Below are 14,174 nucleotides of genomic sequence, written 5' to 3'. Positions count from 1 at the left end.
GACGAGGTGCTGCTTTTGCGCGCAGCCCTCTCCCGCACGAGGTTGCGGATGAGCAGCACCGCGGCATTCGCTTGACACTGTACATTAATACAGTAAAACTATCGCCCGCGATCAGCATACAGAGGACAGAAGATGTTTGTGGAACTGATTTATGACAAGCGCAATTTTGCCGGGCTGCCGGGTGCCAGAGAGGCCATTCTTAACGAACTGACCAAACGCATGCAGCGCATTTTCCCGGAAGCGGAAGTGCGGGTGAAGCCGATGATGACGCTTCCGGCGATCAACACCGACGCCAGCAAGCATGAAAAAGAGCTGATCAGCCGTACGGTGCAGGAGATGTTTGAAGAAGCGGATATGTGGCTCACTGAAGAGTGATGCCGCCCGTCGTTGGCGGTGGCCATCTCTTTAAGAGCTTTCCCGGATGTGTCAGAGCTGCGGGCAACAGTACAATAGCGGCGGTTGCAGACTGGCAATGCAACCTTCGCTCACCTGCAGGCTCTTGCATACGGCCAGCAGGTGAGCCCTACCAGCCTCCCCTCATCGCCCTCACAGCGTCTCCGGTAGCGCCGCTATAATTCTATCCACCAGCTCGCGATGCTGATGGACCTTCCCGCATTTAACAATGATCTGCCTGGCGTTGTCATAGCCCGGGGCCCACAGCCGGTTATTGAGCAGAACGTCCTTATAGACCGCGATCAGCGGTTTGTTCCACGCCGCCGCCATATGCACCACCGAGGTGTCCGGAGAGATAATCAGCTCCGCCTGGGCAATCAGCGCCATCGCATGGTGCAGCGTGTTAAACGGATTAATCACCACCTCCGGCGGCAGCGAGATGCGGATCTCACGCCGGTGATCGAGCAGAATAACCGCCAGCCCCGGATGGCGAGCCCGCAGCTTGTCGAGCAGTTCGGCCAGCTGCGTCTGGGAGAGACTCCGGTCGGCATGGCCGGCAAAAATATTAATCACTACCGCTTTTCCGCTCAGCGACGCCAGATACTGCGCCACCTCCTGCATAATCGGCCCGGGCACCGCCAGGTCGTAAGTGTCCAGAGCGCGGGTGTCCAGTTGGAGATAGTCGGCGATCAACGCGAACGTCTTCGTTACGTGCCAGCGCTGGCAGTCAAAATCAAAAGAGTGAGAGTAATGTTTAATCGATGGCCATTTATTAAACCCGAGTACTGATTTGGCTTTTATTTGTCGAAAAAGCCGCAGGCGATGCACGGGAATATCGAACAGCGAAGGGTCAATAATAATATCGTACTTATTATTAGCCAGTTCATTAATGACGTCGCGGGGAACGTTATGGTTAAATTTACGCAAAAAATCAGCGGAATTGACCGGCTCAGCTTCATAAATATGGCGGATCCGCGGGTTATAGCGCATCACCTGGCTGTTAGAGGTCGTCAGCAGAAAATCAACGATATAACCTGACTGATGCAGGCATTTTACCAGCGCGGAATCCACCACCACATCGCCGACCGCCCCCTCATTACGCATGAGTAAGACAGTTTTCGCGGACGACAAATCCACCGGCTGCCGGCGTCGGCGGTCCCAGAGCGCTTTCGCCACTCCCACCCGCAGGGCATTACGTACTTTCTTAGTAAAGTAATTCCGCCGTCTGTTGAGCTCCCTTATTTTATTAAACTTCTTGCGTGGGGAACCCTGCATGGTTGCATCGTGCATCATCCTAACCTCATTACGGCAATTATTAATATTCTGTGTCGTCCGATAGAGACTGAGCGAAATAAAAAAAGTTCGATTGAAAATGAAAATCATTCTTTTTTTTATTTACAAAACTCGTCTGCGCCTGCGAGATTGCACCACAGCACTGTGAAGCAATAATGAGCGAATGGTGAATTTCCCGGCCCACCGTTGGCAGGCTGACGCAACAGCGCTAAGCTGGCGGCTTGATGATGTCAGGAGGACGCTATGCTTGAAGCAGTAGAAGGTAATATCCACCAGCGCCTGTGCGCGCTGCTCGACGAACACCAGGCGCGCTACCGGGTGATGGCGCACGACGCGGTCGGCCAGTGCGAAGCCGTCTCGGCGATCCGCGGCACCGCGCTTGGCCAGGGCGCAAAAGCGCTAGTCTGTAAAGTAAAAGGAAACGGCGTCAACCAGCATGTGCTGGCGATCCTCGCCGCCGATCAGCAGGCCGATCTCGCCAGCCTGGCCCGACATATCGGCGGCAGCAAAGCCTCGCTGGCCAGTCCGGCGGAAGTGGATGCCCTCACCGCCTGCGTGTTCGGCGCCATTCCCCCCTTCAGCTTCCATCCGGCGCTGCGGCTGGTGGCCGACCCGCTGCTGTTTGAGCGCTTTCCACAAATCGCCTTTAACGCCGGACGCCTGGACCGGTCGATCATTCTCGATACCGAGGATTATTTACATATCGCCCGACCGGAGATCGCGACCTTTCGCCGCCTTAGCTAACCGGGCATCCGCCCTGATTTTCGCCGCATGGCGTGAAAATCCTGTTTATTCACGCCACGATGCGTAGAGTAAGCGGGATATTTTTTGGCTTTCTTTTTTTGGCAAGGACCTCTGTACATGTTTGATACCACCCTGTTGATCCTGCTGGGTCTGGCGGCGCTCGGCTTTATCAGCCATAACACCACCGTAGCGATCTCTATCCTCGTGCTGATTATCGTGCGCGTTACACCGCTGAATACCTTCTTTCCCTGGATTGAGAAACAGGGGCTGACCGTCGGGATCATTATTTTAACCATCGGCGTGATGGCGCCTATCGCCAGCGGTACGCTGCCGCCCTCGACGCTGATCCACTCCTTTATGAACTGGAAATCACTGCTGGCGATTGCGGTCGGGGTGTTTGTTTCGTGGCTCGGCGGGCGCGGTGTCTCCCTGATGGGCACCCAGCCGCATCTGGTGGCCGGGCTGCTGGTCGGCACGGTACTCGGCGTCGCCCTGTTTCGCGGCGTCCCGGTCGGACCGCTGATTGCCGCCGGGATCATCTCATTGTTTATTGGGAAGTCGTAGCCAGGCTGCCGTGATAGCGGCCCGGCGTCTGTCCGAGTCCTTTTTTAAACATGGTGATGAAGGCGGTGGTGGAATCATAGCCCAGCGCCTGAGCCGTTTGCTGCACCGTCTGCCCGCGGATCAGCAGCTGTAGCGCGAGGATCAGCTGCAGCTGATGGCGCCAGCGGCGAAAGCTCAGCCCCGTTTCGCGCACTACCAGGCGGGCCAGATTGCGCTCGCTCATCGCAAACACCGCCGCCCACTGGCTCAGGGTCTGCCAGCGCGCCGGATCCTCGGCCATCATCGTCACCATCTGACGAATTTTCGGGTGGTTTGATACCGGCAGCTGCAGGTGCTCCTGCGGCTGCCGGGGCAGCTCATCAAACAGAACCTGCACCAGCCGGGCCGTGGCAGGGGCGGCCAGCAACTCCCCGCCGCGTTCCGCCAGGGTGAGGATCAGCTCCCGCACCAGTGGGGAAATCTTTAACGTACAGCAGCGGTCCGGCATCGGCGCGGCGCCCGGCTCGATGAACAGGAAACACACCTGGGCGCCGGGGGTGGCGCGGTTACTGTGGGAAAGCTGTCCCGGGACCCACACCGCATACTGCGGCGGCACCATCCACATCGCGTTCTCCACCTCGCAGGTCAAGGCGCCGTGCAGGGCGAGGATCAGCTGCCCCTTACGGTGAGAATGCGCCGGAATATACTGCTCCGCCTCCACCACCTGAATACGAAAGGCAATGGCCGATTCGTGGCCACTGTCCGGTTCATAACCATCCAGACCCAGTCCGATCATCATGTTGTCCGATATTAGCGATAATCTGTCATTTTAGCTTGATTTAAACAGAGGACAAAGTCGCTATCGTAACCCCCTCGTTAGTTACCTTGAGAATGATATGTCTTCTGTGATCTCCTCTACCGGCCGCCGCCCCGCGCTGCTGATTGCCGGTATCTTGCTCATCGCCACTACCCTGCGCGTGGTCTTTACCGGCGCGGCGCCGCTGCTGGACGCGATTCGTAGCGACTATGGCCTGACCACCGCGCAGACCGGGCTACTCACTACCCTGCCGCTGCTGGCCTTTGGCCTTGTTTCGCCGCTGGCGGCAGGAGTTGCCCGCCGGTTCGGCATGGAACGCAGCCTGCTGCTGGCAATGCTGCTAATCTGCGCCGGCATTGCCCTGCGCTCCCTGCCCTCCGCTGCACTGCTGTTTATCGGCACGGCGGTGATCGGCTGCGGTATTGCGCTGGGCAATGTCCTGCTGCCCGGGCTGATTAAACGCGATTTCTCGCAGCATGTCGCGCGGATGACCGGCGCCTATTCCCTGACGATGGGCGGCGCGGCGGCGCTCGGCTCGGCGCTGGTGGTTCCCGTGGCAATGGCCGGATTCGGCTGGCGCGGCGCGCTGTTGCTGCTGATGGTCTTCCCGCTGCTGGCAATCCTCAGCTGGCTACCACAGTCCCGGCACCGGGCGGAGGCGCCATTGACCGGCTCAGGCGCCATGCATAATCGGGGGATCTGGCGGTCGGCGCTGGCCTGGCAGGTGACGCTGTTCCTCGGCATCAACTCGCTGGTCTATTACGTGATTATCGGCTGGCTGCCATCGATTCTGCAGAGTATGGGTTATAGCGAAGCGCAGGCCGGCTCGCTGCATGGCCTGCTGCAGCTGGCGACCGCCGCGCCAGGTCTGGCGATACCGTTGATCCTGCATCGGCTGCGCGACCAGCGTGGGATCGCGGTGCTGGTCGCCCTGATGTGCGCCATCAGCGCCGCCGGGCTGTGGCTGCTGCCAGGGCTGGCGATCGGCTGGACGCTGCTGTTCGGCTTTGGCTCCGGAGCTACCATGATCCTCGGCCTGACGTTTATCGGCCTGCGCGCCAGCTCGGCGCACCAGGCCGCGGCGCTGTCAGGGATGGCGCAGAGCGTCGGCTATCTGCTGGCCGCCTGCGGGCCGCCGCTGATGGGTAAGATCCACGATGCTAATGGCGACTGGCATATTCCGCTGCTGGCGGTGGCGCTGATTTCGCTGGTGATGGCGGTCTGCGGCGCCCTCGCCGGACGAGACCGGGAAATCCATTCCTGAAGATGACCGGCAGCGCCCGCTGCCGGTGGGTTTATTGTGCCGCGGCGCGAATCAGCGCCTGTACCAGCGGCGAGGGACGCCCATCCAGCGCGTGGCGTTCATGCTGGAACAACGTGGCGACAAAAAACGGGTGCGTCACCAGCTCGACGGCGCGGATCTCACCCTCTTCATCCCAGCCGGTGACGCGCAGATCGCCCTGTTCCAGCTCACCGGCAAACGCGCTGTCCACCCCGTACCGGCAGTGGTAGCCCTCTTCAATGCTCTCCCGGCCATAGGCGCGGGCAATCAGCGTATTCGCCCGCAGCTCGACGACGGCGGAGGTCTCCACCAGCGAACAGCTAAGGGGAGCGATCACCATCCGCCCTTCGCTGTCAGTTTCCGCATGACCGGCATCCTGCCAGCCGAGCACGTTACGGGCGTATTCAATCACCGCGTGCTGAAAGCCGCCGCAGGTGCCGAGGAAAGGGATGCCGTTTTCGCGGGCATAGCGGATCGCAGTAAAGGCCCCCTGCGGATGACGATACGGGCTACCGGGAACGACCCAGACGGCATCGTACTCGGCCAGCGCCTCGCCGGAGACGATCGATGGGGTGGCGAGCCAGTCATATTTCACCGGCTGCTCCAGCACGGCGGCAGCATCGTCTATCGCCAGGGGAATGGCCTGATGGGCAACAATATCGGGGTGATAATCGCCGACGAGGGCGAGGCGTAAAGGGGTTTTCATAGCAGGTTCCTTATGTCTGGACGAGACGAGCAGCACAAGGCACGTCAGGATAGCGATCCCTCCAGTGGAACACAATCCTTATTTTCGCCCCACCGCCCCCGACGGCGGGTAAGGTATACTGGAGCAAGCGTGAAAGGGAGAAAGGATGAAAAGTAAGCTTTTGGTCAGCGCCTGCCTGATGGGATTCCAGGTGCGGTATAACGGTAGCGAGAAGGCACAGCTGGCGGCGACGCTGTCCCGCTGGCAGCAGACGGGGCGGCTGGTGATCCACTGCCCGGAGCTGGCGGCCGGTCTGTCCACGCCCCGTCTGCCGGCGGAGATCGTCGGCGGCGCAGGCGGAGATGTCCTTGCCGGGCGGGCGCGGATCGTGGAAAGCGACGGCCGCGACGTCACGGGACATTACCAGCTGGCCGCCTGGCTGGCGCTCAGCGCCGCCCGGGAAGCGGGCTGTCAGGCAGCGTTACTCACCGATGGCAGCCCTACCTGCGGCAGCCAGTTTGTCTATGACGGCTCCTTTCGCGGACGACGCAAAGCGGGCGCCGGGGTCGCGGCCGATCTGCTGCGCGCTCACGGCATCACGGTATTTTCCGACGGGCAAATCCCGCAGTTGCTCGCCTGGATGGCACAGAGGGAGCAGGATGATGATTCAATGTAAACGGGTGTATGACCCGCAGGAAAGCAGCGACGGCTACCGGGTGCTGGTCGACCGTCTCTGGCCGCGGGGGATTAAAAAAGAGGCGCTGGCCTGTGATGAGTGGTGTAAGGCGTTAACGCCTTCCGCTGAGCTGCGAAAAGCCTTTCACGGCGAGGCGATCGATTTCGCCCACTTCAGCCAGCGCTATCGCCAGGAGCTCGACACCCATCGTGAAACGGGCCTGCGGCTGGCGGCGCTGGCGCAGCGCCAGCCGTTGACGCTGCTGTACGCTGCGAAGAACACCGAGCAGAATCATGCCCGGGTGTTGGCCGCCTGGCTGGCGGCCCTGCCGGTTACGATTTAGCCGGATGATCCCGGCGCCACAGCGCCCACTCGTCGAGGGTTTCGCCGCTGGGTAGTTTGCACTGGGTGCTAACGCCCTGCGGCGTTTGCACCGGCACCCGGGTACCGCCGGATTGCTGACAGTACACCGACGCGGGATTGGCCATGCCGATGGTTTTCGTCGGCGCGGTGGACTGCGGCTGGGCACAGCCGGCTAATACCAGTGGCAGAATAGCCAGTAACTTTTTCATCGTTCCTCCCTTTCCTGAATGCCCGGGGATTTTAGCCTGAATCTCCACGTTTTCTCCATCTTGCCTGCACTTTTCCCCCGTAGAGTAGCCCCTGTTCTCGAACTGACCAGAGAACAGATCATTCCATAATCAATGAGTTTTTCCCCGTCGCCCCCGACGGGGCTTTTTTTCCTGCCGCGTGGACAAGTATTCCCCAAACAGATGTGATAAATTTAAAAATATCACTGTTTATTCGACGCTGATGTCCGTTTGCAGCCCATTATGCTGGGGTGACGTTTGGCGTGCTGGAGCTGTATTATTCATGTCAGATTTTATTCTTGCCCGGGTGTCGCAAACCCTCGCTGCGGAACAGTCCCTGGAAACCCTGGTGCGCCAGTTGCTGGAGATGCTTGAGGCGGTGACCCGAATGGAGTCCACCTATCTTACCCGCATCGATATCAACGCCCAGCGGCAGCAGGTGATGTTCGCCCATAACAGCAGCGAAATGCAGATCCCGGAAGGATTCTCCGTCCCCTGGGATGAATCCCTGTGCAAACGCGCCCTTGAGGACCAGTGCACGTTTAGCAACGACGTGGCCCATCGCTGGCACTCCTGCATCGCCGCCCAGGAGCTGGGGATCGCCACCTTTTTAAGCATTCCCGTCCGCCTGGCCGATGGCTCGCTGTTCGGTACCCTCTGCGCCACCAGCCGACAGAAGCAACCTTATAATCTCGAAGGTGAACAGGTGATGGGCCTGTTCGCGAAGCTCATTTCCCACTACGTGGAAAAAGACACCCTGGTGCAACAGCTGCAGGCGGCTAACGTCGCGCTGGAGCTGCACTCGTCGACCGATGAGCTCACCCAGCTTCCTAATCGCCGTGCGCTGTTTAAGCAGCTGGCGCTACGCTTTGCCTCCGCCCGCGCCCAGCAGCAGCAGGTGTCACTGATTTTTATCGATCTCGACGGTTTCAAAGCCATTAACGATCGGTTCGGTCATCCGTGCGGCGACAGCTTTCTGGTGCAGGTCGGCGAACGACTCACCGCCGTCGCGCGCCGTGAGGATATCGTTGGCCGCCTTGGCGGCGATGAGTTTTTGATCGTCGGTAGCGCCCAGGATCCCGCGGCGCAGCAAGCGTATGTCACGATCCTGCGCCAGGCCCTGTGCGGCGTCTACTTCCTCGGCGAACAGCGTATCGACTATGAAGGCGCCAGCTTCGGGGTGATCATCTGCGATCCGCAGAGTATCGATGTTGAAGCGGCCTTACGCGCCGCCGATGAGGCGATGTACCAGGATAAGAAGTCCCGCCGTCAGGAGAATTTCATTCATATTGACTAAAGTACCGCGATATCCAGTATCATGCTGGGCATCATTCGTGGGTACAGGGACACTATCATGAAATTGGGTATTCTTTTCCCGGTGGCGATCTTTATCATCGCCGTCGTCTTTCTCGGTTGGTTTTTTGTCGGCGGCTATGCGGCGCCGGGTGGGGCATAATGAAAAAAAGCACCATTATTATGCTGGTTGTCGCCATCGTGGCGGTGGCCGGCAGCCAGTTCGGCTGGTGGTGATCGCGGCGGCGATATTGCGGAGTTATCCTATCCCATCAACAAGTTAACCCTTTACACTCACGTTATCCACCGCGGCATTCTCTGCCCCGGGGAAAGCAGAATAGCGGGAGAAGTAAGGGATGAAAAAACCGATCGTGTTACCGTTGATTATTGCGCTGTGCACGCTGTTATCGGGATGCATTATTGACGATGGGTACCACGCCCATCGCCATCACCACCATCATCACTATCATGACGATGATTAATCCTTCAGGCTGTTGATGGGCCGATAAGACAGGGCGAACCATGGTTCGCCCGTTGACGCTTAATCCTGGCGCTCATCGCCGAGGAAAATAAAGCCGAGAGGAATAGCGAAGAGCGCGGTAAAGACAATGCTGTAAACCGTCACCATCGCCCCCTGCAGGAAGAACATGGACGTCGTCCACTCTGAGTACGGCATATTGTACTCGCTCACCACGCCCCCGAAGGTCGCCCGCCCCACCACCGCCAGCGCGATAGCAAACACCGCCGCGAGCGACAGACAGTATTTTTTGCAGTTTTTATTGCTGAGGAGTTTTTGCAGAATCATCGGGGCTTCCTTTTTGCTGAGCGATAAACGGCTGTATATGTAACACCAATGCAATAAAAAATGAAGGGTTTTTGTTACAGGGCAGAATAAGAGACGGCGGGCCGGTCTGCGGGTAACCGGCCCGAGGGGATCAGGACTGCAGGGTAGCCAGGCGCGCGGCGAACCCAACGAAAACCAGACCAATCAGGCTGTTGCCAAGTTTGGCCAGCTTCTTGCGGGTTTTAACGTAGCGGGTGACAAACGAGCCGGAGAGGATCAAAAAGCTCATATAGCAGAAGCTAATCACCTCGAGGGTCAGCGCCAGAATAAAGAACGCCACGCCGGGCGCTTTGGCGTTGACATCGATAAACTGCACGAAAAACGACACATAGAATAGAATCGCTTTCGGATTGGTCAGACTCAGGGTCAGAGAGCGCTTGAGGATCGCGCTCGCCGGCTCCGCGCTGGCGTCGGCCTGGCCATCGCGCTGGGTCAGCACCGCGTAGAGCATTTTGCCCCCCAGCCACAGCAGGTAGATCGCCCCGAGGTAGCGGACGACGTTAAACAGCACCGGCGTGGTCTTAATCAGCGTCGCCACGCCGGCAAAGGCCAGAAACATCAGCACCGCGTCGCCAATAAAGACGCCCGCCGCTGCAAGATAGCCTTTCTTCACGCCGTGGGCAATGCCCGTCTTCAGCACAAAAAACGTATTAGGGCCAGGGACGAGGATGATAAACACCGCCCCGACCAGGTAGGTCAAATAATTCAGAACACCAAACTCAGCGAACACTCTGCACTCCTTCGCGCACGACTAAAACATGATCCGGCTCACGTTACCCCAACTGTCGGGATTTTGAAAGCGCAGCCTGTGCGGGAAGGTTAATAGACGGAAGGTTCACCCAGCGGGCGGGTTTTAAAACGACGGTGCACCCACAGATACTGCTCGGGGGCACGCAAAATCTCGCGCTCGATCACCTTGTTGATATAGCCGGCAGCGATCTGCTTATCTTCACCCGGATAATCATTCATTACTTCGCTAATATGCAGGCTGTAGCCCTGGCGATCCAGCTTGCGCACCATACTGATACTCAGCATTTTCGCACCCGATAAACGGGACAGGACATAGGTGCCGTTGGTGGTCGCCGCCTGTGGGACAGAGAAAAACGGCGCAAACACGCTGCCCTTAGGACCGTAATCCTGGTCGGGAGCAAACCACACCGCTTCGCCTGATTTTAAGGCATGCACCAGACCAGTCAGGTTGTTGCGATCGATCATCGCTTTGTTCGAACGCAGGCGACCACGGGTTTGCACCCACTCCATCAGCGGGCTGTTGTGCGGACGATAAGTGGCCATCATTGGACGGCACAGCCCCATCGCGCGCCCGCCCAGCTCCAGCGACATAAAGTGCACACCGACCACCATCACCCCTTTGCCGCCGCTAAGCGCATGATTAAGGTTGGCAAATCCTTCGACATCAAACCATTTTTTGACCCGCTCGTCGCTCCAGAACCAGGCCATGCCGGTTTCGATAAGCCCCATTCCCAGCGACATAAAGTTTTGATCGATCAGGGTCTCGCGCGCCGCCGGCGACATGTCCGGGAAGCAGAGCTCAATATTGCGCCGGGCGATATGTTCGCGGCGTTTGAGAAAGCGTCGGGAGAGGCGACCCGCGCTGGTGCCAATAAAATGCAGCAGCGGATAAGGCAGTTGCACGATTAACCAGAGGATGCCGAGCCCAAACCAGGTCAGCCAGTTGCGCGGGTGTAAAAGTTGTTTATTAAATACGCAGGCCATGATTTTTCCTGTAAACATTAATTATGTGGTAACGCTTAAGGAAAACAGAATCCATTTATCATCATTAGGCGGTACGTACAGCAAGTTCGACAATACTAATCCGCTGAAATTCCCTCCGGCAAGTAAAAAACAGCTTGCTGACAAAAAAACATAATTGCGGCACAAATGTTACCAAATGTAAACTTAAATCTTATCCTCTTCTTAATATATTCATCGTGCATATCATTTTCACGCTAATCATCAGCGTTACTAACAGGCATAACCGAAACCCGCCGCGAGGACGCCTTGTCTGCCGGGGACTGAGCCCGCTCAGCCACGCGCCCCACAGCCTGCCCGCGTCCACAAGATCGTCGTCTGTACCGCGAAAGAATTAAAGCACTCCCGCTTCAGAGTGAAACATTTTTTATCCGTCGGCATAAGGAATATTAAAATCGCCTTAAGGGAATAATTAAGAATAGACTTATTTAAAGATGCTTTAAAAATAAGCGTCTTGCCAGTTGTTTGCACTTTAATACCGCCCTCACCCGCCGTAAAAAAAATATTTCTTTACGCCTTATACGCATAAAGCGCGGCGTTTAGCGCGGACAGTGACCCGACATCGGGTCACTGTGGGGCAAACCGCAGCGAAGGCGTGAGCGACGCCCTGGCCGCAGAGGATCAGTAGGTGTGGAAATATTGCTGGATCAGCTGTGGATCTTTCGTTTGCGTCAGCGCAGTCATCAACAGAATACGCGCTTTCGCTGGGTTGAGGGAGTCGGACACCAGCCCAGGCTGGCTGTCATCCGGCGGCACGACACCGCTGCCGGTACGGGAGGCGCGAACCACCACGATGCCCGCCTGCTGCGCTTTTTTGATGCCCGCAGCGCTACGTACCGACACCGACCCCGCCCCGGTTCCGGCGTAGATAATACCGTCGGCATGATGGGCGATCGCCGCGTCGTACATATACTCCGGGTCGTCCTGATAACCATAAATGATCACCACCTTCGGCAGGGTCTTCAGCTGGCGGACATCGAACACCGAGCGCAGGGTGTGAATTTTATCCACGCGCGTCTCGAACTGGGGTTTTCCGCCCACCACGACGCCAAGGTAGCCCTCCTCCGGCGCCCGGAAGGTATCCAGCGAAGTGGCATTGGTTTTGGTGACGAAGCGCGCCGCGCCGATGCGGTCGTTCAGCACCACCATCACCCCGCGACCCCGGGCATCAGGATCGGCGGCGACTGTGACCGCTTCCAGCAGGTTCATCGGCCCGTCGGCGCTGATCGCCGTCGCCGGACGCATCGCCGCGGTAAAGACCACCGGCTTGTTGCTTTTGACCGTCAGATTGAGGAAATAAGGGGTTTCATCGAGGGTGTCCGTGCCGTGGGTGATCACCACGCCATCGACATCATCCCGGGCCAATAACGCATTCACCCGCTTCGAGAGTTCCAGGATAATGTCGCTGGTCATATTCTCACTGCCGATATTCGCCACCTGCTCGCCCTCGACATGAGCGATTTTACTCATTTCCGGCACGGCGTTAATCAGCGTCTGCACCCCAATCGCCCCGGCTTTATAACCCGTTGTCTGGGTATTGCTGGCCGCCGAACCGGCAATCGTCCCGCCGGTGGCTAAAATAACGATATGCGGTAGACGCGTCTCGCTAAATGCCAGACTGCTCATCGTCAGTAACGCAATGGTAAGTAATGCTCTAAAATTCATACAGGTCACTCCCTTCATAGACATTAATCAAACTAACGCTTGCTTAATGCAAAGGGCTTGCCAGAATTTATTTATTTTTTGGGGGGGAAATGGTTAACTATCAGACAATAATAAGGTTCTCGCATCAACATCGCCCAAATCTGGTGCACGGCAGGCTCTGAATCGGGCAGCGCTATGAACCTGATACATTCTGGGTATTAACCTGTTCAGCAGCCAACTACACAACACGCATTGCGATCAGATTATCGACACTTCCGTCACCCGCGAGGTCATTTTTGCCCGCCAGGTAACGCGTACGGAGAACAGAAATGCGTATTGCCCTGAAATCAGCGCTAATGCTGACGACCAGAGTCATTCAGATCATTAACCCTGAACTGCACCAGCATATGCAACGAACGGCCTTAATCGCCCTGACGCTGGCGCAAAGGCTGGGGCTGCCTGCCGAGCGGCAGCAGACCATTTTTTGCGCCGCGCTGCTGCACGATATCGGCGTGCTGGGAGATAAACGCACCATTCATTCGCTGGATGCCATCGATAACATCCACGATCCGCATCAGCGCCAGGGGGCGGCGATGCTGGAAGGGTTAGTGACCTTTCTGCCCATTGTCCCCTTCATTCGCGATCACCATTTTAGCCCGGACCACCGGGGTAGCCGCGAACAGCATATTGTCTATTTCGCCGATGCCTTTGAACGGCTGCTGCCTGCCGGGAGTCACGTGGCCGGCTGGCCCACACGGGCGGTGGTGGAACAGTTCGTCTCCCTGCACCGGGAGATCGATCCGCCGCTGTGCGATATGCTGTGCGAGGTCGCTGAAAATGCGAACTTCTGGCAGCACCTTCATCCCGGCCATATTCAACGGCTGCTGGAAATTATTGGTCCCATCAACACGCTGTATCTGGATATTCATGGTCTGAAAGATATCTGCCTGCTGATTGCCAAAATTGTCGACACCTACAGCAGCTTTACCGCCACCCATAGCATCATGGTGGGGGAAATCGCCCGCCAGCTTGCCCGCTGGATGCAACTGCCGGAGCCCATCTGCCAGCAAATTCAGATTGCCGGCTATCTGCACGATATCGGCAAGATCTCTATCCCGCTTTCCATCCTCGAAAAAGAGGGCGAACTGGATGAGGACGAACTGAACCAGGTGCGCGAGCACAGCTATATGACCGGCGAGATCCTCAGCGACTACAGCGAGCTCGGCGACATCATTAACTGGGCGTCGAATCACCATGAAAAACTGGACGGCAGCGGCTACCCTCTGCATCTCGAAAAAGATCATCTGACCCTCGCCGACCGTATTATCTCTATCGCCGATATTTTCACCGCGCTGACCGAAGATCGCCCTTATCGTAAAGGAATGGCCTGGCAGGAGGCCTTACAGATTATGGAAGCGGATGTTATAAATGGCGCTCTGGATAGCGATGTCTTTCTCGTTTTGCGCCACCATGCGGAAACGCTGCACGCCATCATTCTTCAGACCCTCGAACACCCCCGCAGCGAGCACCGCCCCTGAGGCAGGCCGCCGTCATGGCGGGGGGCGAGTTCTATAATTAAAACAGCTTCATCTGCATGCAA

The 14,174-nt window shown here is 57.6% G+C and carries 18 protein-coding genes and 1 pseudogene; 11 read left to right on the top strand and 8 right to left on the bottom strand.

Features of this window, described 5'->3' with window-relative positions; all coding sequences use genetic code 11:
• Positions 1 to 132 precede the first annotated feature (132 nt).
• Entirely contained in the window at positions 133 to 375 is a 243-nt protein-coding gene (locus N438_RS08825) for a DinI family protein (RefSeq protein WP_002901096.1), read from the top strand.
• Between the two features lie 171 nt (positions 376 to 546).
• On the opposite strand, the gene N438_RS08820 is transcribed toward N438_RS08825, so the two are convergent.
• Positions 547 to 1,683: a glycosyltransferase family 9 protein gene (locus N438_RS08820; protein ID WP_162822960.1), complete on the bottom strand. Its 1,137-nt coding sequence runs from the start codon at positions 1,681 to 1,683 to the stop codon at positions 547 to 549.
• Here N438_RS08820 and N438_RS28750 point away from each other — a divergent pair.
• From N438_RS28750 to N438_RS08810, 3 genes and pseudogenes are all read left to right on the top strand, one after another.
• A pseudogene (locus N438_RS28750) lies at positions 1,678 to 1,834 on the top strand (hypothetical protein). The gene N438_RS08820 and the pseudogene N438_RS28750 sit on opposite strands and share 6 nt — an antisense overlap.
• A gap of 95 nt (positions 1,835 to 1,929) precedes the next feature.
• Complete coding sequence (locus tag N438_RS08815) at positions 1,930 to 2,430, top strand: YbaK/prolyl-tRNA synthetase associated domain-containing protein (protein WP_008807680.1); 501 nt, start codon at positions 1,930 to 1,932, stop codon at positions 2,428 to 2,430.
• Positions 2,431 to 2,547: 117 nt separating this feature from the next.
• Positions 2,548 to 2,994 carry a DUF441 domain-containing protein gene (locus N438_RS08810; RefSeq protein ID WP_012542127.1) on the top strand — a complete coding sequence of 149 codons (447 nt, stop codon included), beginning with the start codon at positions 2,548 to 2,550 and terminating at the stop codon, positions 2,992 to 2,994.
• On the opposite strand, the gene N438_RS08805 is transcribed toward N438_RS08810, so the two are convergent.
• On the bottom strand, positions 2,978 to 3,772 hold the full coding sequence (locus tag N438_RS08805; RefSeq protein ID WP_008807682.1) for a helix-turn-helix transcriptional regulator: 795 nt from the start codon (positions 3,770 to 3,772) through the stop codon (positions 2,978 to 2,980). The two genes, N438_RS08810 and N438_RS08805, sit on opposite strands and share 17 nt — an antisense overlap.
• 106 nt (positions 3,773 to 3,878) lie before the next feature.
• Here N438_RS08805 and N438_RS08800 point away from each other — a divergent pair, with 106 nt between their 5' ends.
• Positions 3,879 to 5,054, top strand: coding sequence for a CynX/NimT family MFS transporter (locus N438_RS08800; RefSeq protein WP_162494479.1), 1,176 nt, complete (start codon positions 3,879 to 3,881; stop codon positions 5,052 to 5,054).
• Between the two features lie 31 nt (positions 5,055 to 5,085).
• Here N438_RS08800 and N438_RS08795 read toward each other — a convergent pair whose 3' ends face one another.
• Positions 5,086 to 5,778 (bottom strand): CTP synthase, encoded by a 693-nt coding sequence (locus N438_RS08795; RefSeq protein WP_012968515.1) that lies wholly within the window; start codon positions 5,776 to 5,778, stop codon positions 5,086 to 5,088.
• Positions 5,779 to 5,923: 145 nt separating this feature from the next.
• Here N438_RS08795 and N438_RS08790 point away from each other — a divergent pair, with 145 nt between their 5' ends.
• Both N438_RS08790 and N438_RS08785 read left to right on the top strand, forming a co-directional pair.
• Positions 5,924 to 6,433: a DUF523 domain-containing protein gene (locus N438_RS08790; RefSeq protein ID WP_012968516.1), complete on the top strand. Its 510-nt coding sequence runs from the start codon at positions 5,924 to 5,926 to the stop codon at positions 6,431 to 6,433.
• Positions 6,434 to 6,437: 4 nt separating this feature from the next.
• Positions 6,438 to 6,776, top strand: coding sequence for a DUF488 family protein (locus N438_RS08785; RefSeq protein WP_162493323.1), 339 nt, complete (start codon positions 6,438 to 6,440; stop codon positions 6,774 to 6,776).
• On the opposite strand, the gene N438_RS08780 is transcribed toward N438_RS08785, so the two are convergent.
• Positions 6,766 to 7,005 (bottom strand): DUF333 domain-containing protein, encoded by a 240-nt coding sequence (locus N438_RS08780; protein ID WP_008807687.1) that lies wholly within the window; start codon positions 7,003 to 7,005, stop codon positions 6,766 to 6,768. The genes N438_RS08785 and N438_RS08780 overlap by 11 nt on opposite strands.
• A 301-nt stretch (positions 7,006 to 7,306) precedes the next feature.
• Between N438_RS08780 and N438_RS08775 the strand changes: the two genes are divergently transcribed.
• From N438_RS08775 to N438_RS08760, 3 genes are all read left to right on the top strand, one after another.
• Positions 7,307 to 8,320, top strand: a complete 1,014-nt coding sequence (locus N438_RS08775) for a sensor domain-containing diguanylate cyclase (RefSeq protein ID WP_008807688.1) — start codon at positions 7,307 to 7,309, stop codon at positions 8,318 to 8,320.
• Between the two features lie 57 nt (positions 8,321 to 8,377).
• The gene (locus N438_RS08770; protein ID WP_004150782.1) at positions 8,378 to 8,479 is read left to right on the top strand and encodes a YoaK family small membrane protein; all 102 of its coding nucleotides are present in this window, start codon (positions 8,378 to 8,380) and stop codon (positions 8,477 to 8,479) included.
• A 193-nt stretch (positions 8,480 to 8,672) separates the two neighbouring features.
• A complete protein-coding gene (locus tag N438_RS08760) occupies positions 8,673 to 8,798 on the top strand; it encodes a hypothetical protein (RefSeq protein ID WP_012542130.1) in 126 nt (41 codons plus the stop codon).
• 59 nt (positions 8,799 to 8,857) lie between these two features.
• Here N438_RS08760 and N438_RS08755 read toward each other — a convergent pair whose 3' ends face one another.
• The 4 genes from N438_RS08755 to fraE all read right to left on the bottom strand — a co-directional run bounded on the left by N438_RS08755 (position 8,858) and on the right by fraE (position 12,595).
• Positions 8,858 to 9,121 (bottom strand): DUF2534 family protein, encoded by a 264-nt coding sequence (locus N438_RS08755; RefSeq protein ID WP_004203731.1) that lies wholly within the window; start codon positions 9,119 to 9,121, stop codon positions 8,858 to 8,860.
• A 130-nt stretch (positions 9,122 to 9,251) separates the two neighbouring features.
• The gene (gene leuE / locus N438_RS08750) at positions 9,252 to 9,890 is read right to left on the bottom strand and encodes a leucine efflux protein LeuE (RefSeq protein WP_004203730.1); all 639 of its coding nucleotides are present in this window, start codon (positions 9,888 to 9,890) and stop codon (positions 9,252 to 9,254) included.
• A gap of 89 nt (positions 9,891 to 9,979) precedes the next feature.
• Entirely contained in the window at positions 9,980 to 10,894 is a 915-nt protein-coding gene (gene lpxP / locus N438_RS08745; RefSeq protein WP_008807690.1) for a kdo(2)-lipid IV(A) palmitoleoyltransferase, read from the bottom strand.
• A 657-nt stretch (positions 10,895 to 11,551) separates the two neighbouring features.
• Complete coding sequence (gene fraE, locus N438_RS08740; RefSeq protein ID WP_012542131.1) at positions 11,552 to 12,595, bottom strand: fructose-asparagine asparaginase; 1,044 nt, start codon at positions 12,593 to 12,595, stop codon at positions 11,552 to 11,554.
• A gap of 308 nt (positions 12,596 to 12,903) precedes the next feature.
• On the opposite strand from fraE, the gene N438_RS08735 reads away from it, so the two are divergent.
• Positions 12,904 to 14,112 (top strand): HD domain-containing phosphohydrolase, encoded by a 1,209-nt coding sequence (locus tag N438_RS08735; RefSeq protein WP_049010394.1) that lies wholly within the window; start codon positions 12,904 to 12,906, stop codon positions 14,110 to 14,112.
• Positions 14,113 to 14,174: the final 62 nt, after the last annotated feature.

The organism is Klebsiella sp. GL120222-02, assembly GCF_003097195.1.
Lineage (GTDB): Bacteria > Pseudomonadota > Gammaproteobacteria > Enterobacterales > Enterobacteriaceae > Klebsiella > Klebsiella variicola.
Note: the sequence above shows the minus strand (reverse complement) of the source record. Positions and strands in the feature narration are given on the sequence as shown.